Source organism: Variovorax sp. J31P207 (assembly GCF_030316965.1).
Lineage (GTDB): Bacteria > Pseudomonadota > Gammaproteobacteria > Burkholderiales > Burkholderiaceae_C > Variovorax > Variovorax ginsengisoli_B.
The window spans coordinates 37794-62495 of record NZ_JASZYN010000012.1; the positions used below are offsets into that span (position 1 = coordinate 37794).

29 protein-coding genes are annotated in these 24702 nt (G+C 66.2%); 15 read left to right on the top strand and 14 right to left on the bottom strand.

Translation table 11 applies throughout. The features are described from left to right. The first annotated feature begins 49 nt into the window (after positions 1 to 49). The 7 genes from QTI68_RS30610 to QTI68_RS30640 all read left to right on the top strand — a co-directional run bounded on the left by QTI68_RS30610 (position 50) and on the right by QTI68_RS30640 (position 6102). Positions 50 to 748: a WbqC family protein gene (locus tag QTI68_RS30610; protein WP_286526969.1), complete on the top strand. Its 699-nt coding sequence runs from the start codon at positions 50 to 52 to the stop codon at positions 746 to 748. 38 nt (positions 749 to 786) lie between these two features. Then, a complete protein-coding gene (locus QTI68_RS30615) occupies positions 787 to 1518 on the top strand; it encodes a class I SAM-dependent methyltransferase (RefSeq protein WP_286526970.1) in 732 nt (243 codons plus the stop codon). 7 nt (positions 1519 to 1525) lie between these two features. Beyond that, positions 1526 to 2818: an ATP-grasp domain-containing protein gene (locus tag QTI68_RS30620; RefSeq protein WP_286526971.1), complete on the top strand. Its 1293-nt coding sequence runs from the start codon at positions 1526 to 1528 to the stop codon at positions 2816 to 2818. 95 nt (positions 2819 to 2913) lie between these two features. Next, positions 2914 to 3825, top strand: coding sequence for a glycoside hydrolase family protein (locus QTI68_RS30625; RefSeq protein ID WP_286526972.1), 912 nt, complete (start codon positions 2914 to 2916; stop codon positions 3823 to 3825). Continuing rightward, positions 3822 to 4775, top strand: coding sequence for a glycoside hydrolase family protein (locus tag QTI68_RS30630; protein WP_286526973.1), 954 nt, complete (start codon positions 3822 to 3824; stop codon positions 4773 to 4775). Before QTI68_RS30625 ends, QTI68_RS30630 begins: the two co-directional genes overlap by 4 nt. A 28-nt stretch (positions 4776 to 4803) precedes the next feature. Beyond that, complete coding sequence (locus QTI68_RS30635) at positions 4804 to 5583, top strand: class I SAM-dependent methyltransferase (RefSeq protein ID WP_286526975.1); 780 nt, start codon at positions 4804 to 4806, stop codon at positions 5581 to 5583. A gap of 12 nt (positions 5584 to 5595) precedes the next feature. Beyond that, positions 5596 to 6102: an FkbM family methyltransferase gene (locus tag QTI68_RS30640; protein ID WP_286526976.1), complete on the top strand. Its 507-nt coding sequence runs from the start codon at positions 5596 to 5598 to the stop codon at positions 6100 to 6102. Positions 6103 to 6150: 48 nt separating this feature from the next. Here the strand turns inward: QTI68_RS30640 and fliR are convergent, their stop codons facing one another. The 14 genes from fliR to QTI68_RS30710 form a co-directional block, all read right to left on the bottom strand. Further along, positions 6151 to 6945, bottom strand: a complete 795-nt coding sequence (gene fliR / locus QTI68_RS30645; RefSeq protein ID WP_286526978.1) for a flagellar biosynthetic protein FliR — start codon at positions 6943 to 6945, stop codon at positions 6151 to 6153. A gap of 257 nt (positions 6946 to 7202) precedes the next feature. Next, positions 7203 to 7472, bottom strand: coding sequence for a flagellar biosynthesis protein FliQ (fliQ, locus tag QTI68_RS30650; protein ID WP_286526979.1), 270 nt, complete (start codon positions 7470 to 7472; stop codon positions 7203 to 7205). A gap of 9 nt (positions 7473 to 7481) precedes the next feature. Then, positions 7482 to 8240, bottom strand: a complete 759-nt coding sequence (gene fliP / locus QTI68_RS30655) for a flagellar type III secretion system pore protein FliP (RefSeq protein WP_503011764.1) — start codon at positions 8238 to 8240, stop codon at positions 7482 to 7484. Beyond that, positions 8234 to 8647: a flagellar biosynthetic protein FliO gene (gene fliO, locus QTI68_RS30660; protein WP_286526980.1), complete on the bottom strand. Its 414-nt coding sequence runs from the start codon at positions 8645 to 8647 to the stop codon at positions 8234 to 8236. Before fliO ends, fliP begins: the two co-directional genes overlap by 7 nt. Next, positions 8644 to 9078, bottom strand: coding sequence for a flagellar motor switch protein FliN (fliN, locus tag QTI68_RS30665; RefSeq protein ID WP_286526982.1), 435 nt, complete (start codon positions 9076 to 9078; stop codon positions 8644 to 8646). Before fliN ends, fliO begins: the two co-directional genes overlap by 4 nt. Next, positions 9071 to 10072, bottom strand: a complete 1002-nt coding sequence (fliM, locus tag QTI68_RS30670; protein ID WP_286526983.1) for a flagellar motor switch protein FliM — start codon at positions 10070 to 10072, stop codon at positions 9071 to 9073. The genes fliN and fliM overlap by 8 nt, the downstream gene beginning before the upstream one ends. A gap of 21 nt (positions 10073 to 10093) precedes the next feature. Next, complete coding sequence (gene fliL, locus QTI68_RS30675; protein WP_286526984.1) at positions 10094 to 10579, bottom strand: flagellar basal body-associated protein FliL; 486 nt, start codon at positions 10577 to 10579, stop codon at positions 10094 to 10096. Between the two features lie 173 nt (positions 10580 to 10752). Beyond that, positions 10753 to 12111: a flagellar hook-length control protein FliK gene (locus tag QTI68_RS30680; protein WP_286526985.1), complete on the bottom strand. Its 1359-nt coding sequence runs from the start codon at positions 12109 to 12111 to the stop codon at positions 10753 to 10755. Positions 12112 to 12131: 20 nt separating this feature from the next. Beyond that, entirely contained in the window at positions 12132 to 12587 is a 456-nt protein-coding gene (fliJ, locus tag QTI68_RS30685; RefSeq protein ID WP_286526986.1) for a flagellar export protein FliJ, read from the bottom strand. A gap of 12 nt (positions 12588 to 12599) precedes the next feature. Beyond that, on the bottom strand, positions 12600 to 14030 hold the full coding sequence (gene fliI, locus QTI68_RS30690; protein WP_286526987.1) for a flagellar protein export ATPase FliI: 1431 nt from the start codon (positions 14028 to 14030) through the stop codon (positions 12600 to 12602). Between the two features lie 152 nt (positions 14031 to 14182). Beyond that, complete coding sequence (gene fliH / locus QTI68_RS30695) at positions 14183 to 14941, bottom strand: flagellar assembly protein FliH (RefSeq protein WP_286526988.1); 759 nt, start codon at positions 14939 to 14941, stop codon at positions 14183 to 14185. A gap of 46 nt (positions 14942 to 14987) precedes the next feature. Further along, the gene (gene fliG, locus QTI68_RS30700) at positions 14988 to 15986 is read right to left on the bottom strand and encodes a flagellar motor switch protein FliG (protein ID WP_286526989.1); all 999 of its coding nucleotides are present in this window, start codon (positions 15984 to 15986) and stop codon (positions 14988 to 14990) included. After that, on the bottom strand, positions 15976 to 17715 hold the full coding sequence (fliF, locus tag QTI68_RS30705; RefSeq protein ID WP_286526990.1) for a flagellar basal-body MS-ring/collar protein FliF: 1740 nt from the start codon (positions 17713 to 17715) through the stop codon (positions 15976 to 15978). Before fliF ends, fliG begins: the two co-directional genes overlap by 11 nt. Continuing rightward, positions 17712 to 18011, bottom strand: coding sequence for a hypothetical protein (locus tag QTI68_RS30710; RefSeq protein ID WP_286526991.1), 300 nt, complete (start codon positions 18009 to 18011; stop codon positions 17712 to 17714). Before QTI68_RS30710 ends, fliF begins: the two co-directional genes overlap by 4 nt. On the opposite strand from QTI68_RS30710, the gene fliE reads away from it, so the two are divergent. The 8 genes from fliE to QTI68_RS30750 all read left to right on the top strand — a co-directional run bounded on the left by fliE (position 17995) and on the right by QTI68_RS30750 (position 24526). Continuing rightward, positions 17995 to 18312 carry a flagellar hook-basal body complex protein FliE gene (gene fliE, locus QTI68_RS30715; protein WP_286526992.1) on the top strand — a complete coding sequence of 106 codons (318 nt, stop codon included), beginning with the start codon at positions 17995 to 17997 and terminating at the stop codon, positions 18310 to 18312. The two genes, QTI68_RS30710 and fliE, sit on opposite strands and share 17 nt — an antisense overlap. Positions 18313 to 18483: 171 nt before the next feature. Continuing rightward, a complete protein-coding gene (locus tag QTI68_RS30720) occupies positions 18484 to 20130 on the top strand; it encodes a flagellin N-terminal helical domain-containing protein (protein WP_286526993.1) in 1647 nt (548 codons plus the stop codon). A 150-nt stretch (positions 20131 to 20280) separates the two neighbouring features. Further along, positions 20281 to 20622, top strand: coding sequence for a flagellar protein FlaG (locus QTI68_RS30725; protein WP_286526994.1), 342 nt, complete (start codon positions 20281 to 20283; stop codon positions 20620 to 20622). Positions 20623 to 20665: 43 nt separating this feature from the next. Further along, entirely contained in the window at positions 20666 to 22114 is a 1449-nt protein-coding gene (fliD, locus tag QTI68_RS30730) for a flagellar filament capping protein FliD (protein ID WP_286526995.1), read from the top strand. Between the two features lie 22 nt (positions 22115 to 22136). Then, positions 22137 to 22559: a flagellar export chaperone FliS gene (gene fliS / locus QTI68_RS30735; protein WP_286526996.1), complete on the top strand. Its 423-nt coding sequence runs from the start codon at positions 22137 to 22139 to the stop codon at positions 22557 to 22559. Positions 22560 to 22589: 30 nt separating this feature from the next. After that, on the top strand, positions 22590 to 22922 hold the full coding sequence (locus QTI68_RS30740; RefSeq protein ID WP_286526997.1) for a flagellar protein FliT: 333 nt from the start codon (positions 22590 to 22592) through the stop codon (positions 22920 to 22922). An 18-nt stretch (positions 22923 to 22940) separates the two neighbouring features. After that, the gene (gene fliK / locus QTI68_RS30745; RefSeq protein ID WP_286526998.1) at positions 22941 to 24236 is read left to right on the top strand and encodes a flagellar hook-length control protein FliK; all 1296 of its coding nucleotides are present in this window, start codon (positions 22941 to 22943) and stop codon (positions 24234 to 24236) included. Continuing rightward, the gene (locus tag QTI68_RS30750) at positions 24233 to 24526 is read left to right on the top strand and encodes an EscU/YscU/HrcU family type III secretion system export apparatus switch protein (RefSeq protein WP_286526999.1); all 294 of its coding nucleotides are present in this window, start codon (positions 24233 to 24235) and stop codon (positions 24524 to 24526) included. Before fliK ends, QTI68_RS30750 begins: the two co-directional genes overlap by 4 nt. Positions 24527 to 24702: the final 176 nt, after the last annotated feature.

Below are 24702 nucleotides of genomic sequence, written 5' to 3' on the forward strand. Positions count from 1 at the left end.
CGGAGGAATCGATCAAGGCACCTCTTGGGATGCTGATCGAGGCATTTGCATGAAGGTGGCCATCATGCAGCCGTATTTCATGCCCTACATCGGCTATTTCCATCTGATCAGATCGGCCGACCTGTTCATCGTCTACGACAACATCAAGTACACGAAGAAGGGCTGGATCAACCGCAACCGCATGCTGCAGAACGGCAAGGATGCGATGTTCTCGCTGCCGTTGAAAAGCGATTCCGACTTTCTGGACGTGCGCGATCGGATGCTGGCGACGGACTTCGACCGCGACAAGCTGCTCAACCAGTTCAAAGGCGCGTATCGGCATGCGCCGTACTTTTCGCAGGCGTTTCCGTTGGTCGAGCAGATCGTGTGCAACGAGGCCTCGAACCTGTTCGGCTTTCTGCACCATTCGATCGTCAGGACCTGCGAGTACCTGGGCGTTTCGACCGAGATCAGGGTCGCTTCAAGCATTGCCGCGGACCACGCGCTGAAGAGCCAGGACAAGGTGCTGGCCTTGTGCGCCGCAGTGGGCGCGAGCACCTACGTGAACGCCATCGGAGGCCTGGAGCTGTACTCCACTGAGGCCTTCCGCGAGCAGGGCATCGACTTGAAATTCATCAAGTCGATGCCATTCGAATATGCCCAATTCGAGAATGATTTCGTTCCCTGGTTGTCGATCATCGACGTCATGATGTTCAACCCCAGAGAGAGGATCGTTTCGGAGCTGATCGACAATTTTGAATTGGCTTGAGAGAAGAAATATCTCTGATGATCTACAGATAGATGAACATGGAAAACACCCTCGACAATCACGTCAAAGCCTATCAAGGCTCGAACATCTACGACTTCGACAACGTCATTCAGTTGAAATGGTATCCGAGGCGCGTGGTGCAGTCTGCCGAAGGCGCGAGCTCCCTGCTCGAGCTCGGACTCGGCCACGGGATCACGTCGAGCGTCTTTGAGCAGCACTTCAAGCGCCATGTCGTCATCGATGCGTCCCCGGCCGTCATCGCGAACTTTCGCCGGCAGTTTCCCGAGTCGAAGGTGGAAATTGCCGAATCGTATTTCGAGGAATTCGACACGTCGGAGCGTTTCGACGTGATCATGTTCGGCTACATCCTGGAGCACGTGGACGATCCTGTCGGCATCCTGCGGCACTTCCGGCAGTTCCTGGCGCCGGGCGGCAAGATGTTCGTCACCGTGCCCAATGCCGAGGTGTTGAACCGTAAGCTCGGCCACCTGGCCGGACTGCTTCCCGATATGCAGCAGCTGTCCGAGCATGACTTTCTCCTGGGACACAAGCGCTACTACACAGTCGATTCCCTGCGCGACGATATCCTCCAAGCGGGCTATTCCATCAAGCGCGTGGAAGGAATCTACCTGAAGCCGTTGACCACCCGGCAGATGATCGCGCTGAATCTGGACGAATCGATTATCGATGCGCTTTGCCAGGTCGCCATCGACTATCCCGAGCTGTCGTGCGGCATCCTCGCGGAGTTGACCCCGACGAACGACATTTGATTGCGTCATGGACATCGCCAAAAGGCATCGCGTGCTGGTATTTCCGGCCGGCTCGGAAATAGGACTCGAGATCCACGGCTCCCTGAAATACAGCCACCATGTGGAAATCTTCGGCGCTTCGGGCAAGAGCGACCACGCTTCGTTCATCTACGACGCGGACCACTACGTGGAGGACGATCTCTATGTTGATCGACCCGATTTCATCGGCCGCTTCAATCGCCTGCTCGACGCGCTGAGGATCGACTTCGTCTATCCGACGCACGACACCATCGCGAATTTCCTGGCAGCGCATCAGGATGAGATCAATGCCCGGGTCATGACTTCGTGCGCCGAGACGAATCGCGTCGCACGAATGAAAAGAGAGACCTACGAGCTGTTCCGGGCTTTCGATTTCTGCCCGACGGTGTTTTCGGAGCCCCATCGCGACATGCATTTTCCCGTGTTCCTGAAGCCGAACGACGGCCAGGGCGGAAAAGGAACGCACGTGGCAGAAAGCCAGGAGGACCTGGACTTCTATCTGAAGAAGGACCCCGGACTGCTGGTGACGGAGTTTCTTCCGGGCGAGGAGCTCAGCGTCGACTGCTTCACCACGCATGACGGCAAGCTCCTGTTCATCGGCCCGAGAACCCGCGAACGGATCCAGATGGGCATCTCGTTCCGCTCCACCGCGGTCGAAACCACGGTCGAAATCAAGCGGATGGCGCATTGCATCAACGAAACAGTGGCTCTGGATGGTGCCTGGTTCTTTCAGGTCAAGAAGGACCGTCACGGAAGGTTCAAGCTCATGGAATTCGCGCCGCGCCAGTCCAGCACCATGGGCCTGTTCAGGCACACCGGTGTGAACTTCGCGTTGCTCAGTCTCTTCAATGCACTCGGGATGCCCGTCGAAATTCTGCAGAACGACTACGCCGTCCAACTCGACCGATGCCTGCGCAATCGATTCAAGGCCGACCTGACCTTCCGTCGCGTGTACATCGATTTCGACGAAACGCTGGTGATCGGAAGGCACGTTCATGAATTTGCCATGGCTTTCCTGTACCAGTGCCGCAACCGCGGGATACAGGTGGTGCTGCTCACCAAGCATCGGTACGACCTGAGGGCGACGCTGCACGCCTGCGGCATCTCCGAGCACTTGTTCGCGGAGATCATCCAGATCTCGGACACCGAGGACAAGACGACGTTCATCGACCCGGAGGGATCGATCTTCATCGACAACTACTGGTTCGACCGGCGCGCGGTAAAGGCGAAACTGGGCGTCCCCGTTTTCGACGTGGACGGTATCGAGTGTCTGCTTCGTTGAAGCAACGAGTTGGAACTTCAGGGAATCAAACTATGCTCGAGTGGAAAAAATTAGGCAGGTTGTTCGATCCGCGAGATGTGTCAGGCGAATGCTGGATGAAGGAATTCGCGCAATCTCCGTCGGTGCTGGTGTACGAGAATTTCGTGAGGGTGTACTTCTGCTCTCGCCAGGCGCCCACGGCGGATGGCCAGTACCGGAGCTTCCTGTCCTTCATCGATCTCGACAGAGTCGATCTACTCAGGATTCTGGATGTCTGCAGCGCTCCTGTCCTGGGGCTTGGTGCCTGCGGGACGTTCGATGAATTCGGCACTAACCCGATCTCCGTGATCCGCGACGTCGAAGAAGTGCGGGTGTACTACGCGGGCTGGACCCGATGCGAGTCCGTCCCGTTCAATGGGGCCATCGGGGTCGCGACGAGTCGGGACGATGGCCGCACTTTCGTTCGAGTGGGTGCGGGTCCTGTTCTTCCGTACAGCCCGGACGAGCCATTCTTGCTGGGCAGCCCGCGAATCAGGAAGTTCGACGGGAGATGGCACCTGTGGTACGTGGCCGGAAAGAAGTGGCTGAAGACCGGCGACAAGCCGGAGCCCGTCTACAAGATTCGAATGGCGTCTTCCGATGACGGATTCAACTGGGTCAAACTGGGTGTCGACCTGATCGAAGACGTGCTGGGCGTGCATGAATGTCAGGCCTGTCCCGACGTGGTCTTCCGCGATGGCAAGTACCACATGTTCTTCTCGTACCGCCATAGCCATAACTACAAGGGCAAGGCAGGCGGTTACCGGATCGGCTACGCCTCTTCGTACGACATGGTCAACTGGACCAGAAAAGACGAGGTTGCCGGAATGCATGTCTCGGAAGATGGCTGGGATTCAGAAATGGTGAACTACCCGCATGTCTTTGAGGTGGATGGCGAGACCTACATGCTGTACCAGGGCAACGAGATGGGGCGATCGGGTATCGGCCTCGCGAAACTTCACAGTCTTCAGGATTGGGCCGAGCTATGAAATGGACGAAGCTGGGCAAGATATTCGACCCGACGGAGCATGCGCTGGCGAACAATTGTCTTGGGTTCGCGCAGGCGCCACAAGCATTGGTCATGGACGACCGTGTGCGCGTGTATTTTTCGACCAGGGAACGCGACAGCGTTGGCAAATACCTGAGCCATGTCGCCTTTGTCGACTTCGACAAGACCATGCGGAACGTCCTCGACGTCTCGCGCCACACCGTCATTGCGTTGGGCGACCTCGGGTGCTTCGACGAGCACGGGATCTTCCCGGTCCATGTGGTGAGGGATGGAGACAGGATTCTGGCCTATACGACGGGCTGGAACCGAAAAGTCTCTGTTTCCGCCGATGCCTCGATCGGCCTGGCCGTCAGCAACGACAACGGCTTGACCTTTCAAAAGCATGGACAGGGTCCGGTGCTGTCGGCTTCGCTGCACGAACCGTTCCTGATCGGCGACGCATTCGTGATGTTGCGCGAAGGGCTCTATCACATGTGGTACATCTACGGCACCGAGTGGAGGAAATTCTCGGACACCGAGCCACCCGATCGCGTGTACAAGATCGCGCATGCATGGTCCACCGATGCGATCAATTGGCATCGGGACGGCCGGCCGATCATCGCCGACAAGCTGAACGCGCATGAATGCCAGGCATTGCCGACGGTTTTTCAACTGAACGGCAGATACCACATGTATTTTTGCTACAGGCAAGCGCATGGTTTCAGGAAGCAGAGCGATAGCGCCTACAGGCTCGGCTATGCCTTTTCCAAGGACCTGGTCAATTGGGAACGCGACGACAGCCAGGCAGGTATCGATGTCTCCGACGATGGCTGGGATTCGCAGATGCAATGCTATCCGCATACCTTTCAGCTGGATGGAAAGGTCTACATGCTCTACAACGGCAACGAATTCGGCCGACTCGGATTCGGTCTTGCGGTGCTGAATGACTAGCGCAAGCAACCACAGAATGGACGGATGAATGACTGCGACTACAGCACGGAACTACAACGACGAACTGGATGACTCGAAGAACTCCAGCCATGAAAAATATGTCTATGGCTTCGACCTGGATGTGCTGCATCCCTACATGGTGAGGTCGTTCGAGCCGTTCCTGAACAAGGGGAGCCTGCTGGAACTGGGAAGCTACAAGGGCGACTTCACGAGTCGCTTGCTGCCCCATTTCGAAGACGTCACCTGCGTCGAGGCGTCAGAGATCGCCATCGAGGAGGCCCGCAGGAGACTGGGCGGCGGCGTGAAGTTCGTCAACTCGCTGTTCGAGACGGCTGTGTTGCCGAGGCGCTACGACAACATCGTCATGACGCACGTGCTGGAGCATCTGGACGATCCCGTGCGAGTGCTGAGACGCATCAATGAAGAATGGCTGGCGGAGAACGGGAGGTTTTTCCTGGTGTGCCCGAATGCCCATGCGCCTTCGAGACAGATCGCAGTCAAGATGGGGTTGATTTCCCACAATGCAGCCGTCACGCCGGCCGAGGCCGAACATGGGCATCGGCGCACCTACGCGCTCGACACGCTGGAGCGCGATGTTGCGGCGGCAGGGTTGAAGGTGGTGCATCGCTCGGGCATTTTCTTCAAGGCGCTGGCCAACTTTCAATGGGACCGACTGCTCTCGACGGACATCATCTCCAAGGAGTATCTGGAGGGGTGCTACCAGCTCGGGCAGCAGTACCCGGATCTGTGTGCCAGCATCTTCCTGATGTGCGAGGCGGGTCCGGCGGGGCGGCATCGACCCGCTTGATGTCGACCCTGGATGGCGGCCGGGATCGATCACATCGAGCCCGATCCGTCCAACTACTTCCTGCTGTCGTGGAACGCCTTTCTCAATCGCGGCATCGAGGTCGACATCTCGGCATTCAACGTCGCGGTGTCGGATCGGTTCTCGGCCGACAAGCTCTACATTCACAAGATGGATCTGGGGAGTCACGAGAAGATCGTCGGCGCGCCTGTTGCGGTGTTCGGTGACACCTTTGCGCCGCAGCACGTCCACGCGATCCAGCTGGTGCATTTCGACAGGTGGATCGAACAGATGGGTCTGCCGAGGCCCGAGTACGTCAAGATCGACGTCGACGGGCACGAGATGGCCGCGATCAGGGGCGCCATGGAATCGCTGCGCGGCTGCAAGGAGGTCTTCATCGAGATCGACGATGCGAAGCTCGACGAGATCGCCGGCACGTTGCGCCAACTCGGCTTCGCCATGATCGAGAAGCACCAGGTCCAGAAGTACGAGGGACTCTGGAACTGCATCTTCGCCCGCTGAGTCGTCGCGGCGAAAGGTCCGCCTCGGCCGTCACCGGGGCTGACGGCTTCAGGGACGCAGCATCCGGGCCATCCGGACCATCGCTTCCAGCCCCTGCGCGAATCGGGGCTCCAGGAACACCGCGAGGTGCGGCGTCAGCAGTTGCAGCATCCCGATCCCGGCCAGCAGCGTCAGCGGGAAGCCCACGGCGAAGATGCTGAACTGGGGCGAGGCGCGGTTCAGGATGCCCATCGCCAGGTTCAGGATCAGCAGGGCCGCCACCAGCGGCAGCGAGAGCATCATGCCGTTGGCGAAGATCTGGCTCGCGCCCGAGACCAGGAACATCCAGCCCTGCGCGGCCAGCGGCGCATCGGCGATCGGCAGGGCCTGGAAGCTCTCGGCCAGCGCGGCGATCATCAGCAGGTGGCCGTCGACCGCGATGAAGATCAGCATCGCCAGCATGTTCAGCAGCCGCGCCACCACCATCGTGGCGCCGCCGTTCATGGGGTCGAAGAAGGAGGCGAAGGACAGGCCCATCTGCAGGCCGATGTACTCGCCCGCTGCGAGCACGGCGGTGAACACCATGCGCATCGTGAAGCCCATGGCGACCCCGACCAGCACCTGCTGCATGATGATCCAGACGCCGCCGGCGGAGACCACCGGCACGTCGGGCATCGGGCCCAAGGTCGGCGCGAGCACCAGCGTGAGCATCGCCGCGATCGCCACCTTGACCCGGCGCGCCACCCACGTTTCGCCGAAGATCGGCGCCGTGCTGACCAGCGCCAGCATCCGCACGAACGGCCACAGGAAACCCACCAGCCAGGCGGTGAGCTGCGCCGAGGTGACTTCGAAGACGGGTGGCATCAGGCCGCCGCCGGGCCGCCCCAAGGCGGCCTGCGGCCCCCTCGGGGGGCAGTGACACACGAAGTGAGGAGCGTGGGGGTCATGTTCAGGCCGCCGCCGGGCCGCCCCAAGGCGGCCTGCGGCCCCCTCGGGGGGCAGTGACACACGAAGTGAGGAGCGTGGGGGTCATGTTCAGGCCGCCGCCGGGCCGCCCCAAGGCGGCCTGCGGCCCCCTCGGGGGGCAGTGACACACGAAGTGAGGAGCGTGGGGGTCACGTTCAGCCGATCAGTTGCGGGATGCTCATGAACAGGGCGCGGATGTAGTCCAGCATCTGGCCGAGCATCCAGGGACCGGCGATGACCATCGTCGCGAACACCGCCAGCAGCTTCGGGATGAAGGACAGCGTGGCCTCGTTGATCTGGGTCGCCGCCTGGAAGATGCTGATGACCAGGCCGACGACCAGCGCCACCAGCAGCAGCGGGGCGCCGAGCGCGAGCGACACCTGGATCGCCTGGTTGCCCATCGACATGATGGTTTCGGGGGTCATGACGGTTCCTTAGGTGTAGAAGCTCTGCGCCAGCGCGCCGATCAGCAGTTGCCAGCCATCGGCCAGCACGAACAGCATCAGCTTGAAGGGCAGGGCGATGCTGGCCGGCGGCACCATCATCATGCCCATCGACATCAGCACGCTCGCCACCACCAGGTCGATGATCAGGAACGGGATGAAGATGGTGAAGCCGATCTGGAAGGCGGTCTTCAGTTCGCTGATCACGAAGGAGGGCAGCAGGATGCGCAGCGGCACTTCCTCGGGGCCCTGCATGTCTGGCACCTTGGCCAGCTTCGCGAACAGCGCCAGGTCGTTCTCGCGGGTCTGGCGCAGCATGAAGGCCTTGAAGGGCTCGATGCCGCGTTCCAGGGCCTTGTCGGTGCTGATCTTGTTCTCGGAAAAGGGCTTGTAGGCCTCGGTGTAGACCTTGTCGAAGACCGGCGACATGACGAAGAAGGTCAGGAACAGCGACAGCCCGACCAGGATCTGGTTCGGCGGCGACGACTGGGTGCCGATCGCGGTGCGCAGCAGGCCCAGCACGATCAGGATCCGCGTGAAGCTGGTCATGCACAGCAGCAGGGCCGGCAGGAAGGACAGCGAGGTCAGCAGCACCAGCGTCTGGACGCTGAGCGACCAGGTCTGGCTGCCGCCGGGGCCGGGCGTGCTGATCAGCCCGGGCAGGCCCTGGGTCCAGGCGGCCATCGGCAGCGCAGCCGCGAGCAGCACCAGGCCGGCCTGCAGCCCCCGGCGAAGAGGCTTGTTCACCATGACGCGGGACGGGCCTTGCCGGTCAGCGATTCACGCAGCTTCTGCGCGAACAGGTCGACCGGGTTGCGGGCCATCGAAACCGGCTCGGCGGCGGCGCTGGCCACCGCCTGCGCGGGCAGCGAATGCAAGGTGTTGACCTGGCTCGCCGTGACGCCCAGCACCAGCCAGGTGCCCGCGACCTCGACCACCACCACCCGTTCGCGCTGGCCGACGCTGGCACTGGACACGACCTTGACCACCTGGCCGCCGCCGCCGAAGCGCTGCAGCCCGAAGCGGCGCGCCAGCCAGGCGCACCCGAAGATCAGGCCGAGCACCACCAGCATGCCGAGGCCGGCCTGCAGCAGGCCCGAGGCGCCGACTGCCGGCGCCATCTCGACCGCGTGGGAAGGCACCGTTGGAAGCGTCATGAGCGCGCCAGCTTCTGCATCCGCTCCGACGGCGTGATGATGTCGGTCAGCCGGATGCCGTACTTGTCGTTGACGACCACCACTTCGCCCTGGGCGATCAGGTAGCCGTTGATCAGCACGTCGAGCGGCTGGCCGGCCAGGCCGTCGAGCTCGACCACCGAGCCCTGCGACAGCTGCAGCAGGCTCTTGATGGTGATGCGGGTGCGGCCGATCTCGGCGGTCAGCTGCACCGGCACGTCCATCACGCGCGCGATGTCCACGGCGGAGACGCTGGCGGTGGCGGCCGGCTCCTGGATCTGCTGGAAGACCTGTGCCGTGGCGGGCGCCGGCACGGGTTCGGCTGCTGGTGCGGCAGGCGCGGCGGCGGTCTGCTCGGCCAGCGCGCTGGCCCAGTCGTCCGCGTCGCTGGCGGAGGAAATGTTGTCAGTCATGGTCGTTCTTCACATCGCTGTCTTGGTGGGAGATCATGTTTTGCACGCGCAGGGCGTAGCGGTCGTTCGAGGTGCCGAAGCCGCACTCCATCACCGGCACGCCGTCCACCCGGGCGATGACGGAGGACGGCAGCTCGATCGGCAGCACGTCGCCGACCTGGAGCTTGAGGACCTCGCCGATGGTCGAGGACATCTTCACGAAGTCCGCGGTCAGCTCGACGTCGGCGGCCTGCATCTGCCTGGACATCTGCTTGACCCAGCGCTTGTCGATCTCGACTTCGTCCTGGATCGGATTCGACAGCAGGTCGCGGATCGGCTCGATCATCGAGTAGGGGATGCACACGTGCAGGAAGCCGCCGATGGGGCCGAACTCGATCTGCAGCGTGGTGTTGATCACCACCTCGTTGGGCGCCACGATGTTGGCCAGCTTGCCGTGCATCTCGGCCCGCACGTAGTCGAAGTCGAGCGGGTAGACCGGCTGCCAGGCCTCGCCGTAGCACTGCAGCGAGAGGTCGAGCAGGCGCTTGATGATGCGCTGCTCGGTGCGCGTGAAATCGCGGCCCTCGACCCGCACGTGGTAGCGGCCGTCGCTGCCGAAGAGGTTGTCGACCACCAGGAAGACCAGCTTCGGATCGAACACGAAGAGCGCGGTGCCCCGCAGCGGCTTCATGTGCATCATGTTGATGTTCGCCGGCACCGGCAGGTGGCGCACGAACTCGCCGTACTGCTGGATCTGCACCGGCCCGACCGAGATGTCGGGGCTGCGGCGCATGAAGTTCAGCAGCGCGCTGCGCAGGCCGCGCGCGAAGCGGTCGTTGATGACCTCCAGCGTGTGCATGCGGCTGCGCACGACCCGGTCGGGCGCGCCGAGGTCGTAGGCCGGCAGACCGTCGGCAGGCGCGCGCGGCGTGGGCGTCTGGTCGACGCTGCCGCCGGTGACGCCTTGCAGCAGGGCATCGACCTCGTCCTGCGAGAGGACTTGTTCATAGGCCATGGGTGACTCGCCTGCTGGGGGTCACTGCACCACGAAGGTGTTGAAGGCGACGCTGGTGATGCCCTGCTCGGGCAGATCGGCGTTGAGCGGCCGGTTCAGCTCGGTGCGGATCTCCTCGGCCAGCTTGGCCTTGTCGTCGGGCGAGACCAGCGAGTCGGCGGTCCGGTTCGACAGCAGCATCAGGGCCCGGCTGCGCAGCTCGGGCATGAACTCGGTGATCTGCGCCTTCGACGGTTCGCCGCGCACCTTGAGCGCCATGCCGACGTGCAGGAACTTGGCGCGGCCTTCGCCCTGCAGGTTGACGGTGAACGGTTCCAGTGCCACGAAGATCGGCTTTTCGGGCGCCGGCTTGGCGGCTTCGGCCTGGTGCGCCGCGGCGGCCTTGGGGCCGAGGAAGACGTAGGCGACCGCGCCGGCGGCCAGCAGGCTGACCCCGATCAGGAGGCCGATCAGCAGCTTCGAGGAGCGAGGCGCGGCGGCGGTGGGAGCGTTGGGTGAGGTGGCCATGGTGAAGTTCGATTAACTTGTTCGGTCTATTCTTTGCGAACTGAAGGCTTGGCGAACGGTCGATCAGGGACGGAAAAGCGCCTCAGATCCGTTCATTGCCTTCTGATCGGTTGAGGACAGAGCAAAAACTGCTGCGCAGTTTGTTGGTCTGTCCCGCAAGGTCTCAGGAGGTCTCAGGCAAAGGTGTCCAGGCCGGCATTGGCCGCCCGCGAGGCACGGGCCGGGGCCACGGGCTGCGGCGCGGCCGAGGCGGCGTCGACGCCCTGTCCGGCACCGGGGTACGCCGGCTGGCCGGACGACCGTCCCGGGTTCTGCTGGGCGAACCCGCCTTGCGGCGAGGGCTGGCGGCTTTCGGCGCCGACCGAGGTATGGCCCAGGCTGATGCCCTGGTCCGCCAGGGTCGCGCGCAGCTGGGGCAGGGCGGCCTCGACCGCCTTGCGCACGCCTTCGTGCGCCGAGACGAACATCGCCTGGGCCTGGTTGTCGCCCATCGTCAGCGTGACCTTGAGCGGGCCGAGGCCGGCCGGGTTGAGGTTGAGCTCGGCCACCTGGTGGCCGCTGGCGCTCATCCGGATCATCTGCTCGCCGATCGCGGGACCCCATTCGTGGCTGCCCACGGGCGGGGCGACCGACAGCACGGGCGTGGCGTTCGAGGTGGCAGCGGCACGGTCGGCCGCGGCCGGCAGCGCCGAGGCGACCGGCTGCAGCGTCGGCGCGCTCGAAGCAGCGTCGGCGTCGAGCGGATCGGCGGCCTTGGGCTCGGCCGCGACGGCGGTCGAGGTCGCGGCGCTGGCGGCGGCCTGGACCGCGGCGGTCCTGGGCGTGTCGGTGGGCGCCGCGGCGGCTGCAGTCGCGGCCTCGCCGGCGCCCGGCGTCGCGGCCTTGGCGCCAGCCACCGGCGGCACGAACGAGGAGGTCACCGGGGTGGTGGCCGGCGGCGCGGCAGCCTCCGCTGCATCGGTGGCAGGCGGCGACAGGGCGGTCCGGTCGGCCGGATCGATCGCGCCGGCGGTCTTCGCCGCATGGCCGGCGGGCGGGGCATCGGCCTTCGCCTGCGCGTCAGCGGCCGGGGCCAGTGCCGCCGCTTCGGTGCCTTCGGCCTGCGAGGCGGCCGCGGCGTCAGCGGCGGTCAATGGGCTGGCCGACGCGGTCGTTGCGGCGCCGTCCGGCAGAACGCCGGCGAGGGCGCTGCCGGCGGCGGACGCCGCGTTGCCGGCGACCGGGCGGCCATCGGCCGGGCTGCCGACGATTGGCGCCGCAATCGGCGCGGCCAGCGGTGCCAGCATGGCCAGCACGTCGGCGGCGCTGAGTTCGCTCTTGCGCTCGCCGTCGCGGCCCGGCCGCCGCGTTGCGGTCGCCTCGGGTGCGGCATCGGCATCGGCCGCCGACCGGGTGCCGCCGGCGGCGCGCGAGCGGTCGAGCATGGCGCCGAAGCTGCGTCCGTCGGGCTCCTCGGCACCGCGGCCACGGGGCCCGGCCTGCGAGGCTTGGGGGCTGGCGAGATTGACGGAGGGCGAAATGAGTGTGGGCATGGGCGAATCCGGTCGGGATTTCAAAGGGTCGGATGGGCGGCGCGGTCGAAGAACTTCCGGGCTGCGCGTTCGTCGCTGTCGCGCTGCTCGCGCTTGGCCTGCAACAGCATTTCCTGGCGTCGCACACGCTCCGCCAGGGTGTCGAAGGAGTTGAGGCGGCGCTTGTGGTGCTGCCAGTCGCTGCGGCCGTGGTCCAGCCGGCTCTCGGCCTGGGCCACGATCGCGCGCTGCTGCTCGATGGCGCCGTCGAGGGTGCCGAGGAAGGCCTGGAAGTTGCGCCACTGCGCGGTCGGCAGGCCCTTGTTCATGAGCTGGTGCAGCTGGTCGTAGTAGTCCTGGCGGTACTGCAGCAGCAGCTCGAGCTTCTGGCCGGCCCCGAGCCGGGCGCCCTGCAAGGCGCCGAGGCGGCGCGCGGCGTCGTCGGTCTGGGTCCGTGCGAGATCGGTCAGCGTGTCGAGCGGGAGTTTCTGGGCCATCGGTGTCCTTCCTCAGGTGGGTTCGAACAGCTTCGTCATGCGCGCGATCGACGCCGGATAGTCGGTGGGCTCTTCCATCGACTGCTGCAGGAAGGCCTCGATGCGCGGGTACATCGCGATCGCCTGGTCCAGCTGAAGGTCGTGGCCTGGGGCGTAGGCGCCGACGCTGATCAGGTCGCGGTTGCGCTGGTAGCGCGACAGCATCTGCTTGAAGCGGCGCACGGTGTCGAACTGCGAGGGCGGGATCAGCGCCGTCATCGCGCGGCTGATCGAGGCCTCGATGTCGATCGCCGGATAGTGCCCGGCTTCGGCCAGCGTGCGCGACAGCACCACGTGACCGTCGAGGATGGCGCGGGCCGAGTCGGCGATCGGGTCCTGCTGGTCGTCGCCTTCCGAGAGCACCGTGTAGAAGGCGGTGATCGAGCCGCCGCGCCCGTCGGCATCCCGGGCACCGTTGCCGGCGCGCTCGACCAGCGCCGGCAGCTTCGCGAACACCGAGGGCGGATAGCCCTTGGTGGCCGGCGGCTCGCCGACCGCCAGCGCGATCTCGCGCTGCGCCATCGCATAGCGGGTCAGCGAGTCCATGATCAGCAGCACATCCTTGCCGAGGTCGCGGAAGTACTCGGCCAGGCAGGTCGCGTAGGCGGCACCCTGCAGCCGCAGCAGCGGCGAGTTGTCGGCCGGCGCGGCGACCACCACCGCCCGCGCCAGCCCTTCCTCGCCGAGTGTGTTCTCGATGAAGTCCTTGACTTCGCGGCCGCGCTCGCCGATCAGGCCGACCACGATCACCTCGGCGCTGGTGTAGCGGGCCATCATGCCCAGCAGCACGCTCTTGCCGACGCCCGAGCCGGCGAACAGGCCCATGCGCTGGCCGCGGCCGACCGTGAGCATCGAGTTGATGGCGCGCACGCCGACGTCCAGCACCGAATCGATCGGCGCCCGCGTGAGCGGATTGATCGGCGGCGACGACAGCGGCACCTTGCGGCTGATGTCGAGCGGACCCAGGCCGTCGAGCGGCCGGCCCACGGCATCGACCACGCGGCCGAGCATGCCCTCGCCGACCGGCAGCCGCTTGGTGTGGGCCTCGCCGGCCAGGCCCGAGCCGGGCGCGCCGCTGCGTGGAAACACCTTGGCCCCGGGCACCAGCCCGGCCACTTCGGTCTGCGGCATCAGGAACAGCCGGTCGCCCGCGAAGCCGACCACTTCGGCTTCGGCATGACGTTGCGGATGGCCGGGCGGCAGTTCGATCAGGCAGTCGCTGCCGACCGGCAGCTGCAGGCCGACGGCCTCCAGCACCAGGCCGACGGCGCGCGTCAGGCGGCCCGAATGGGCCGTCATCGCGCACTGGCTGACGTCGCTGCGGGCCTGCGCGAGCGTGCTCAGCCAGGACTTCAGGTGGGGATTGGCGGCCGCGGGTGCGTCGTCTTGCAGAAGGGGTGACATCCTAGTTGCTCCATCGCGCAGTGCGCGGCCCACGACCCACGAAACTGGCGCAGCCAAGTGCCAGGGATACCGCGGAACCGGCTTTGCCGGGCCGCTGGTATCGCCCCCCTCGAGGGGGGAGGCGCCGCAGGCGCTTCGGGGGGTGTTTCATTTCAGACGTCCTGGGCGTCGACGTCGCGGTGCAGGGCCGCGGTGACGCTCTTCCAGCGGGTTTCGAGGCTGGCGTCCATCTCGCCGGTGGCCGATTGCACGCGGCAGCCGCCGCGGGTCATCGTCTCGTCGGGCCGGACCTGCCAGCCGGCGGCCTGCAGCTCATTGCCCAGGCTGTTGCGCACCAGCGCCACGTCGTCCGGATGCAGCAGCAGGCGCGGCTCGCCCTGCAGCGCCGGTTCGGCGTGCAGCAGGTCCTGCACCATCGGCAGCACCCATTCGGGTTCGGCGCGCAGGGTGCGATGCACCACCTGGCGCGCGACGTCGAGCGCCAGCGTGAGCACCGCGTCGGCCAGCTCGCTGTCGGCGCGCCGCAGCGCGGCGGGCAGGCTGGCGGCCAGCGCGCGCAGTTGCTCGGCATGCGCGCTGGCCGCGGCCAGGCCGGCCGCCAGCCCTTCGGTGCGGCCCTGCGCGTAGCCTTCGGCATGGCCCTTGGCGTGGCCTTCGCGCCGGCCTTCGGCGTCGCCGGCGCTGCGCGCCTCGCGCCGCAGGCTCACCAGCTCGGCGGCATGCAGCAGCGCCACCGACGGCGGCGCTTCGACGGCCGGCGGGACGGTGCCGCGGCCGGCGGGGCCGGGGGCGGGGCGCGGGGCCGGGTCGTCCAGCGTGTCCATCTCCCAGCGCTGCCAGGCGGACAGCACCGGCTTGGCCGGCTTCGCGCTCGCGCTGCTGCGCACCGGCGGCGCGTAGGCGGTGGCCATGCGTGCCCGTGTGCCGAAGGGCGAAGGGGCCGCGGTGGAGGGGTACTTAGACGAAGTCATCGGTGCCTGGCGCAGCAATCACGATTTCGCCCGCTTCCGCGAGGCGGCGCGCGACCTGCAGGATCGCCTTCTGTTCGGTCTCGACCTGCGAGACGCGCACCGGTCCGCTGAGCTCCATGTCCTCGCGCAGCGTCTCGGCGGCGCGCTGCGACATGTTGGCCAGGAACTTGTCGCGCAGCTCCTGCGGTGCGCCCTTGAGCGCGATGATGAGCGAGTCGGATTCGATGTCCTTGAGCAGGCGCTGGATGCTGCGGTCTTCCAGGCTCAGCAGGTTCTCGAACACGAACATCTCGTCGATGATCCGCTGCGCCAGCGCCTCGTCGTGCTCGCGCACATGGGCGATCGCTTCCTCTTCCTGGGTGCTGTTCATCAGGTTGACGATCTCGGCCGCGGTCCGCACCCCGCCCAGGCGGCTGCGCTTCAGGCCCTGGCCCGAGAGCATCTCGGTCAACACGTCGGTCAGCTCGTGGAGCGCCGAGGGCTGCACGCCGCCGAAGGTGGCCACCCGCATGATGACGTCGTGGCGCAGTCGCGTCGGCAGCTTCTCGAGCACCTCCGATGCCTTCATGCGGTCCAGGTGGATCAGCACGGTCGCCAGGATCTGCGGATGCTCGTCGCGGATCAGCTCGGCCACTTCGCTGGCCTCGAGCTGGTTCAGCCGCTCGATGCCGCTGTGCGGCTCGTCGTTCTGCAGGATGTCTTCCAGCAGGTTGCTGGCGCGGTCGTCGCCGAGCGCCTTCTTGAGCACGGCGCGGATGTAGCTGCTCGAGCCCAGGTGCAGCGCCGACAGCTGCTCGGTCTCGTGGCGGAACTCGGACAGCACCGTGTTCAGCTCGTTCTTCGAGACCGAGGCGAGCTTCGCCATCGCGAGGCCGAGGGTCTGCACCTCGCTGGTGGCGAGGTGCGCCAGCGCCGCGGCGGCGCGGTCTTCACCGAGGGCCATCAACAGGATGGCGCTCTTGCGGGTTCCGGTTTCACTGATCATGGGTGTTCATCCAGTGCTGGATCAGCGTGGCGACCAGCTTGGGATCCTGCTCGGCGAGTTGATGGGCATAGTCGAGGTCGACCTTCTGGCGCAGCGCCTCGCGCTGGCGCAGGGCCTCTTCGGCGGAGATCGCCGGTTCGTCGGACTCGGCTGGCGGGTCGCCGGCGGCTTCGCCGTCGGCGCCGGGTTCGACCATGGCCGGTGCCGGAGCGGCTGGCGGCGCCAGGTGCTTGCGCAGCAGGGGCCGCAGCACCGCGAACCAGGCGAACAGGGCCAGGAAGGCGAGCAGCAGGTACTGGCCGAGGGTCTTGCCGAGATCGAGGTTGTCGCGGTCGCGCCAGAACGGCAGCGCGGCAGCGGTCGGCTCCTTGTTGTCGTCCGCGAAGGCGCTGTTCACCACGTTGAGCGAATCGCCGCGGTCCTGGCTGAAGCCCATCGCCTCGCGCGCCAGGTTGAGGATCTGTTCGATCTCGACCGGGGTCAGCGCCCGCGGGCTGCTCTTGCCGGCGCCGTCGGTCGCGTCCTTGTAGTTCACCACCACCGCCACCGACAGCCGCTTGATGCCGCCGGCACCCTGCTGCACGTGGCGGATCGAGCGGTCGAGCTCGTAGTTGGTCGTGACGTCCTTGCGCGTGTTGCTCGGCCCGGTGGCCACCGAGGTGGTCGTGCTCGCCGCGTTCGCGCCGCCTGGCGCCGCCGCCGGGGCGCCGGGCGTTCCGGGCCGGGGGGCGGTGGTGATCGGCGCGCTCGGGGTGCCCGGCGGCTGGTTCGACAGCGCCCCGGGGACGCCGCCGGGCGGCGTGCCGCCCTGCTGGTTCGACTCGCTCGACTGCTGGCTGCGCATCGCGGCCTTGCCGGGCTCCTGGTTGGGCTTGTACTTCTCGTCGGTGTGCTCCATCACCGAGAAATCGATGTCGGCCGCGACCTGGGCGCGCACGTTGTTGGCGCCGACGATCGGCTGCAGGATGGCCTCGATGCGGCGGATGTAGCCCTGCTCGATCTCCTGCACGTACTTGAGCTGGCTCACGTCCAGGCCACGGGCGCTGCTGTTGGCCGCCGACAGCAGGTTGCCGCGCTGGTCGACCACCGTGACGCTCTTGGGGTCGAGTTCCGGCACGCTGCTGGAGATCATGTGGACGATGGCGCTGACCTGGCCCTCGTCGATGCTGCGGCCGCGCTGCAAGGTCAGCACCACCGAGGCCGAGGGCTTCTTCTGCTCGCGCACGAACAGCGAGGGCTTGGGCAGCGCCAGGTGGACCCGCGCCGACTCCACCGTGCCGACCGATTCGATCGAGCGCGCGAGCTCGCCTTCGAGCGCGCGCTGGTAGTTGACCTGCTCGGCGAACTGGCTGGTGCCGAACTTCTGGTTGTCCATCAGCTCGAAGCCGACGCCGCCGGCCTTGGGCAGGCCCTGGGCCGCGAGCTTGAGCCGGACCTCGGGCACCTTGTCGCCGGCGATCAGGATCGCGCCGCCGCCCTCGGCGAACTTGTAGGGCACGTTCATCTGCTGCAGCGACGCGATGATCGCGCCGCCGTCGCGGTCCGAGACGTTGGTGTAGAGCACCTTGTAGTCGGGGCCGCGGTTCATCAGCGTGAACGCGGCCACGGCGGTCACCAGCACGGCGGCGCCGATGACGATCGGCAGCTTGGGCTGGGCCCGCAGGCGCTCGAGCATCGGCGGCAGCGAGGAGGCTTCGGGCGCGGGGATCGCGGGGGCGGTCGCACTCATTGTCGGATCCCCGCCATGGCCGGTGCGCCGGGACGGTGCTTGGTCATGCAGAGAGAGAAGATTTGTTGTTCAGAGGTCATGCCGTAGGCCGTGAAGTCGTCAGCGGGCTTGTCGTTTCGCGGTTGATTGTGAGCAGCCGTAACAAATTCGATGGACCGAACAGCGGTGGGTTTAGCCGTCTGTTGGCCGCTTTTATCGGGGTCTTCCCTTGCTACGCTGAAAGGACGACGGAGCGCCTGGGCGCTTCTATAGCAACACCAAAGTAAACAAAGGAAAGCCATGTCGATCACCGCCATCGAATCCGTCCTGCAGCAGATGCGGGCCACCGCCGTGCAGGCCGGGTTCTCGCCCGCCGCCGCCGCGCCCACCGAGGGCGGCGGCTTCGCGGCCGAACTCAAGCGCTCGCTGGACAACATCAGCGGCGCCCAGACCAAGGCCTACGGCCAAGCCGAATCCTTCGAACTGGGCAAGCCGGGCATCGCCCTGAACGACGTCATGGTCGACCTGCAGAAGGCCAACGTCGCGTTCCAGACCGGGCTGCAGATGCGCAACCGTTTGGTGAGCGCCTATCAGGAAGTGATGAACCTGCCGGCTTGAGCCGCGGGGTCGTGAACGGGGGTGGCGATTATTTGTGCCGGTCCCCTAAATGTTTCAAAGGGTGTGCCGATAACTGAACCAACGGTGGCCTGAGTCTCACGGCGAGAGAAGGTCCAACGTTACGGCCAGAGGCCGGAAGTAGTCCACAACCTTTGTAAACAGGAGTCGAGCATGACGTCAGTCATCAATACCAACAGTCTCTCGCTGCTCACGCAGAACAACCTCAACAAGTCGCAATCGTCGCTGAACACCGCGATCGAGCGTCTGTCGTCCGGCATGCGCATCAACAGCGCGAAGGACGACGCCGCTGGCCAGGCCATCGCGAACCGCTTCACGGCCAACATCAAGGGCCTGACGCAAGCATCGCGCAACGCCAACGACGGCATCTCGATCGCTCAAACGACCGAAGGCGCGCTGACCGAAGTGAACAACAACCTGCAGCGCGTTCGCGAACTGTCGGTGCAAGCCGCCACCGGCACGAACTCGCAGAGCGACCTGGACTCGATCCAGGGCGAAATCACGCAGCGCCTCGACGAAATCAACCGCGTCTCGGAACAGACCCAGTTCAACGGCGTGAAGGTGCTCTCGGCCGACGCCGGCAAGCTGACCGTGCAAGTCGGTGCCAACGATGGCGAAACCATCGACATCGACCTGCAAGAGATCAGCGCGAAGACGCTCGGCCTCGACGGCTTCAACATCAACGGCAAAGGCTCCGCCAACAAGACCGCGACCGAGTCGGACCTCCTGGTCGCAGGCTGGAACAAGGGCGCGACGACCAACGGCGCCACGGCCTACACGAAGGGCACCACCGCTGCGACGGCCAACGACGTGCTCGGCAAGATGCAGGACGGCGGTACTGTCGCGGTCGGCTCCGCCACCTACACCTACAGCGCCGCATCGAAGAGCTATACGGTCGCCGAAACGGGCCGCAGCGGCGCCGCGCTGACGAATTCGCTGAAGCCGCCGGCCGGCCAGAGCTACTCGGCCACCGTGACCCTCGGCGGCAAGTCCACCGACATCAAGATCGACAGCTCCGGCGGCATCACCGCGGCTGACGGCTCTGCGCTGTTCGTCGACGCCACCAACGGCAACCTGACGCCGACCGACAACGGCGGCACGGCCGCCGCTGCCACCGTCGCGTCGTTGACCGCCAAGATGGCGACTGCCGGCGACACGATCAAGCTGAACAACACGGGCACCGTGTTCACGGCCACGGCCGCGGCCGGCACGATGAACGTCAAGGGCGAGCCTGCAGCTGCCTCGACGGTCAACGCGCTGGTCAACACCTTCGCGGCAGCCGCCACGATCGATATCGACGGTGCTGGCACCACCACGGCCTACACCGTGGCCGCGAGCACGGGTGCCGTCACGAACGGTGCCGCGCAATTCGTCGACATCAGCGGCACGCTCACTGCCGCCACGTCCGAAACCATCACGATGCAGCAGAACGGCGTCGTGACCGACAGCAAGGCGAACACCGTCTACGCGGACTCGGCCAAGGTCGGCAAGCTGACCACCAACGCCGTCAGCAACACCACCGCGACGGTCGATCCGCTCAAGGCCATCGACGCCGCCCTGTCGAAGGTCGACAAGCTGCGCTCTTCGCTGGGTGCGGTGCAGAACCGTTTCGACTCGACGATCGCCAACCTCGGCACCACCATCACCAACCTGTCGTCGTCGCGCTCGCGCATCGAAGACGCGGACTACGCGGTGGAAGTGTCGAACATGACGCGCGCCCAGATCCTGCAGCAAGCCGGTACCTCGGTGCTGTCGCAGGCCAACCAGACCACGCAAGGCGTGCTGTCCCTCCTGCGTTGATCAACTAACGAATAACGAAAGGAATGCCAGGTCCCTCCCGCAAGGGATGGTCCTGGCGGCGCCAGGCCTCGCGGCCTGCGCTGTGCTCTGCGGCCATGCGCGATGGCAAGGCCGCAGAGCACAGCGAACCCCGCAACCAAGGTGGAAAAGATGTCGAACCCGCTTGCCCCGATTCCCGCGAAGGACAGCCCATGGACGCAACTGCTCGTCGGTCGCGCCGTGGGTGCTGCGGCCGCGGACGAGGCGGCGGAGCCGGTCGAGGAGGCGACGCCGGCGCAGGTCGAGACCGCGGTGCAGGCCGTCAACGCCTCGCTCGAAATGCGTTCGGTCAGCCTGCAGTTTGAGATCGACAAGGACACCGACAAGGTCATCGTCAAGGTGGTCGACCAGACCAACGGCGTGGTGATCCGCCAGATCCCGACCGAAGAAGTGGTTCGCATCGCGAAGGTCATGGGCAAGGCGCCCGGGATGCTGGTGAGCCAGCAGGCCTGAGCCGGGTCCTTTCTCTTCAAACGTAATTCAGGAAAGCAACAAGATGGCAACGATCACCAGCCTGGGCGTCGGCTCCAACCTCGATTTGGCGACCCTTCTCACCCAGCTCCAGACGGCCGAAAGCCAGCCGCTGGTGGCCCTCGATGCGAAGGCGAAGAGCTACACCAGCAAGCTGTCGGCCTACGGCACGGTGCAAAGCGCGCTCGGCGTGCTGCAGTCCGCGGCCAAGAAGCTTTCGGACCCGGCGCTGTTCCAGTCGGTCACCGGCACCCCGACCGTGAGCGGCATCCTGGCCGCCTCGTCCACCGATGCCAGCTCGGCCGGCAACTACAGCATCACGGTGTCGCAGCTGGCGCAGTCGCAATCGGCGATCGCGGCCGGGCAGGCGAGCACCACGACCGCGATCGGCAGCGGCAAGATCACGATCGACTTCGGCACCATCACCGGCGGCACGCTGGACCCGGCGACCGGCAAGTACAGCGGCGCCACCTTCGCCGCCGACGCCACCCGCGTCGCCAAGCCGATCACGATCGACGCCAGCAACAACACGCTGGCCGGCATCCGCGACGCGATCAACGGGGCCGATGCCGGTGTCACGGCCAGCATCGTCAACGACGGCAGCGGCACGCCCAATCGGCTGGTGCTGGTGTCGACCCAGACCGGTGAGGCGTCGAGCATGCGGATCTCGGTGGACGGCGACGCGGCCTTGCAGAACCTGCTGGGCAACGACCCCGCCGGTACCCAGAACCTGAAGCAGACCGTGGCGGCGCAGAACGCCAAGCTCACGGTCAACGGGATCGCGATCACCAGCGCCAGCAACACGGTCAAGGAAGCGATCCAGGGCAGCACGCTGACGCTGGTGAACACCGGCACCACCGGCCTGTCGATGAAGGCCAACACCAGTTCGGTGACGAGCGCGATCAACGATTTCGTCAAGGCCTACAACAGCCTGCAGAGCACGGCGACCACCCTGACCGCTTATGACGCCGACACCAAGACCGGTGCCGCGCTGATGGGCGACTCGACCCTGCGCAACCTGCAGACCCGCATCCGCCAGGCGCTCACGACGCCGCAGGCCGGCGGCACCGACGGCTTCAAGGTGCTGACCGAGATCGGCGTCAGCTTCCAGAAGGACGGCACGCTGGCGGTCGACTCGACCAAGCTCGACAAGGCGCTCGGCAGCAAGCTGGAAGGCGTCGCGAACCTGTTCGCCAGCGCCACCGGAAGCACCGCGGGCTACGGCAAGCAGATCGATGCCCTGGTGACCGACCTCAACAGCACCGGCGGCTCGCTGAAGGTGGCCTCGGACGGCGTCACGGCGACGATTAAGCAGCTCGACAAGCAGTACGACGCGATGCAGACCCGGGTCGACGACACGGTGGAGCGCTACCGCAAACAGTTCAACCAGCTCGACGTGCTGGTCAACAGCATGAACAGCACCTTGAGCTACCTGAAGCAGCAGTTCGATGCAATGAGCAGCTCCAGCAAGTAGAGCCCTTCACGGAAAGCCGACGATGTACACACCGCACACCTTCAGGACCGGCGCCGGCGCGTATGCGCGCGTCGGGGTGGAAACCGGCGCCATGAGCGCCTCGCCGCACCAGCTGATCTGCATGCTGTTCGATGGCGCCAGGTCGACCATCGGCATGGCCCGCCACCACATGTCGACCGGCGACATCGGCCCCAAGGGCCAGGCGATCTCCAAGGCGGTCGACATCGTGGACAACGGCCTCCGGGCGGTGCTCGACGCCAAGGCCGCGGGCCCCGAAGGCGAGGCCCTGGTGGCCAACCTGTCGGCCCTCTACGGCTACATCATCCAGCGGCTGCTCCAAGCCAATCTGCGCAACGACACGCAGGCGCTCGACGAAGCCGACGCGCTGCTCGAAAGCATCGCATCGGCATGGCGCGAGATCGACGCCGGCCCGGCGCACGCCTGACCGGCATCAAAAGAACCAAAGGGGAACACCATGGCAACCAGGAGTGAAGTTGTGCATTGCTACGGGCAACTGGCCTCGGGCGTTGCGCTCATGGCGGAACTGGCCCGCTCCAAGGAGTGGGGCCGGCTGCCGGCGCTCGAGGAGCAATGCGCCGCGATCGTCGAACGACTCAAGGTGCTGGTGCCGCTCGAAACGCTGGAGCCGAGCCAGTTAGAGGAGGCGCTGCGCCTGATCGAGCGCATCCGCCTCGACCAGGACGAGGTCTGCGGGCTGGTCAAGCCGCAGATCGATGAGCTGCTCTCCCGCATGGGTTACCTGCATCAGCAGCGCAACCTGGGCAAGGCCTACGGGCCGCCGCACTGAGACGCGAGGGAACTGGCCATGAGCGGACTCACCGGACTCATCGATGCGCTGCTGGCCGTCAAGGCTTCGCCGCGTCTGGATGTGCTCGCGATCAAGGCCGAGACCCGGATCGGTGCGCCCGGCGCGGTGGCGGAGGTGCTGAAGGTCGAGAACGATGTTCGCCTGCCTTCGAAGGCGGCGCTCGACCGGGTGCTGCCGGGCGGACCGTCGAGCCTGCCGCCGGCCGCCTCGGCGCGGCCAGCGCCCGAGGCGGAGCTGTCGGTGGCGGCGCGGGTCATCAGCGCGGTGCTGGCCGACCTCGAATCGGATGCCGGTCCGGTGCGTGGCGCCGCACCCGCATGGCCCTCGCGGCAGGCGCCCTCGGCACCGGCGCTGGCCGGCGCGCTGGCCCAGACCGTGGCCCAGAGCGGCTTGTTCTACGAATCCCACCTGCTCGAGTTCGCCGCCGGCGCGCGTCCGCTGGTCCAGCTGATGCAGGAGCCGCAGGCGCGCTGGGCGACGCCGCTGGCGGCGCAGCGCGCCGCCGAGTCGGCGCCTGCCGCCGCGGCCACTGCGTCCGGCGAGGGCGCACCCACCGCCGAAGAAGTCGTGCGTGCTGTCGCCGAGCCGACGCTGGACGAAGCCGGCGCCTTGCCGCGCAACGCCCAGCCCGCGGTCGCCGCGGCTGCCGGCAACGGCGCCGCGCCAGCGGCCGGCCCCGCGCCCTTGGGCGCAGCCGCCGCCGTCGACAACACCGCGCCGGACGCCGGCCCGGCGCCGACGCCCGACGCCGCCCGGCTGCAGGCGGCCTATGGACGCGGCGAGGCGACAGTCTCGGTGCCGGCAGCGGATGCACCGGCGGCCGAGCGCGTGGAGGAAGCCGGTGCCTCACACCACGCGGCCGCGTTCGCTCCCAAGGCCGCGGTCCCGCTGGCCGAAGTGATTCACCCCCAGGCCGTGAACCTGGTGCATCAGCAACTCGACTTGCTCGCCACGGCGGTGTTCCGCTGGAGCGGCGAGGCCTGGCCGGGCGTGGCGATGAACTGGACGGTCGAGAAGGAAGCCGCCGACCCGTCGGACGAAGAATCGGGCGACGACCCGCCGCAGCGATGGTCGACCACGGTCGCCATGAGCCTGCCGCGGCTCGGCCAGGTCGACCTTCGGCTGAGCCTGGCGGGCCCTGGCGTGCAGGCCCGGCTGGCGGCCAGCGAGGCCGGCACGGTGGCGACCCTGCGTGCCGACGGTGGCACGCTGGTGCAGCGGATGGAAGCCGCCGGCCTGCGCTTGCAGGATCTGCAGGTGGCGCCGATGGCGCCGGCAGGAGGTGCGTCGTGAGCACGCCCTTGGACGACCGGCACAGCGCGGTGGCGCTGTCGCATGCCGACAAGAACCGGGCACCGGTGGTCGTGGCCAAAGGCTATGGCGTGGTGGCCGAATCGATCATGCGCGAAGCCCGGCGGAACGGCCTTTATGTCCATGCCTCGGCGGGGCTGGTCAAGCTGCTGATGCAGGTCGACCTCGACCAGCAGATCCCGCCGCAGCTCTATCGCGCCGTGGCCGAGGTCATGGCCTGGATTCACGAACTCGAAGCCCGGGCGGATGTCGCCGGGGCCCCGCAGGCATGACGATGGCATCGCCGATGTTTTCTAAATGATACGTTTTGTTTCATCATCAATGAATATTCATTGGATTTTCGCGAACTTTAATGGTTAGTACTTTGTAGTTCAATTGAATTTTTAATACTTTTTAATCACCCAATTGCACGCGGCTGCCCATTTCTTCGTAAGTAGTTTGGACTACT

Excerpts from the sequence above, each read along its gene's own strand:
- QTI68_RS30610 (WP_286526969.1), top strand. The coding sequence starts at position 50 with ATGAAGGTGGCCATCATGCAGCCGTATTTCATGCCCTACATCGGCTAT.
- QTI68_RS30615 (WP_286526970.1), top strand. The coding sequence starts at position 787 with ATGGAAAACACCCTCGACAATCACGTCAAAGCCTATCAAGGCTCGAAC.
- QTI68_RS30620 (WP_286526971.1), top strand. The coding sequence starts at position 1,526 with ATGGACATCGCCAAAAGGCATCGCGTGCTGGTATTTCCGGCCGGCTCG.
- QTI68_RS30625 (WP_286526972.1), top strand. The coding sequence starts at position 2,914 with ATGAAGGAATTCGCGCAATCTCCGTCGGTGCTGGTGTACGAGAATTTC.
- QTI68_RS30630 (WP_286526973.1), top strand. The coding sequence starts at position 3,822 with ATGAAATGGACGAAGCTGGGCAAGATATTCGACCCGACGGAGCATGCG.
- QTI68_RS30635 (WP_286526975.1), top strand. The coding sequence starts at position 4,804 with ATGACTGCGACTACAGCACGGAACTACAACGACGAACTGGATGACTCG.
- QTI68_RS30640 (WP_286526976.1), top strand. The coding sequence starts at position 5,596 with ATGGCGGCCGGGATCGATCACATCGAGCCCGATCCGTCCAACTACTTC.
- fliR (WP_286526978.1), bottom strand. The coding sequence starts at position 6,945 with ATGCCACCCGTCTTCGAAGTCACCTCGGCGCAGCTCACCGCCTGGCTG.
- fliQ (WP_286526979.1), bottom strand. The coding sequence starts at position 7,472 with ATGACCCCCGAAACCATCATGTCGATGGGCAACCAGGCGATCCAGGTG.
- fliP (WP_503011764.1), bottom strand. The coding sequence starts at position 8,240 with ATGGTGAACAAGCCTCTTCGCCGGGGGCTGCAGGCCGGCCTGGTGCTG.
- fliO (WP_286526980.1), bottom strand. The coding sequence starts at position 8,647 with ATGACGCTTCCAACGGTGCCTTCCCACGCGGTCGAGATGGCGCCGGCA.
- fliN (WP_286526982.1), bottom strand. The coding sequence starts at position 9,078 with ATGACTGACAACATTTCCTCCGCCAGCGACGCGGACGACTGGGCCAGC.
- fliM (WP_286526983.1), bottom strand. The coding sequence starts at position 10,072 with ATGGCCTATGAACAAGTCCTCTCGCAGGACGAGGTCGATGCCCTGCTG.
- fliL (WP_286526984.1), bottom strand. The coding sequence starts at position 10,579 with ATGGCCACCTCACCCAACGCTCCCACCGCCGCCGCGCCTCGCTCCTCG.
- QTI68_RS30680 (WP_286526985.1), bottom strand. The coding sequence starts at position 12,111 with ATGCCCACACTCATTTCGCCCTCCGTCAATCTCGCCAGCCCCCAAGCC.
- fliJ (WP_286526986.1), bottom strand. The coding sequence starts at position 12,587 with ATGGCCCAGAAACTCCCGCTCGACACGCTGACCGATCTCGCACGGACC.
- fliI (WP_286526987.1), bottom strand. The coding sequence starts at position 14,030 with ATGTCACCCCTTCTGCAAGACGACGCACCCGCGGCCGCCAATCCCCAC.
- fliH (WP_286526988.1), bottom strand. The coding sequence starts at position 14,941 with ATGGCCACCGCCTACGCGCCGCCGGTGCGCAGCAGCGCGAGCGCGAAG.
- fliG (WP_286526989.1), bottom strand. The coding sequence starts at position 15,986 with ATGATCAGTGAAACCGGAACCCGCAAGAGCGCCATCCTGTTGATGGCC.
- fliF (WP_286526990.1), bottom strand. The coding sequence starts at position 17,715 with ATGAGTGCGACCGCCCCCGCGATCCCCGCGCCCGAAGCCTCCTCGCTG.
- fliE (WP_286526992.1), top strand. The coding sequence starts at position 17,995 with ATGTCGATCACCGCCATCGAATCCGTCCTGCAGCAGATGCGGGCCACC.
- QTI68_RS30710 (WP_286526991.1), bottom strand. The coding sequence starts at position 18,011 with ATGGCGGTGATCGACATGGCTTTCCTTTGTTTACTTTGGTGTTGCTAT.
- QTI68_RS30720 (WP_286526993.1), top strand. The coding sequence starts at position 18,484 with ATGACGTCAGTCATCAATACCAACAGTCTCTCGCTGCTCACGCAGAAC.
- QTI68_RS30725 (WP_286526994.1), top strand. The coding sequence starts at position 20,281 with ATGTCGAACCCGCTTGCCCCGATTCCCGCGAAGGACAGCCCATGGACG.
- fliD (WP_286526995.1), top strand. The coding sequence starts at position 20,666 with ATGGCAACGATCACCAGCCTGGGCGTCGGCTCCAACCTCGATTTGGCG.
- fliS (WP_286526996.1), top strand. The coding sequence starts at position 22,137 with ATGTACACACCGCACACCTTCAGGACCGGCGCCGGCGCGTATGCGCGC.
- QTI68_RS30740 (WP_286526997.1), top strand. The coding sequence starts at position 22,590 with ATGGCAACCAGGAGTGAAGTTGTGCATTGCTACGGGCAACTGGCCTCG.
- fliK (WP_286526998.1), top strand. The coding sequence starts at position 22,941 with ATGAGCGGACTCACCGGACTCATCGATGCGCTGCTGGCCGTCAAGGCT.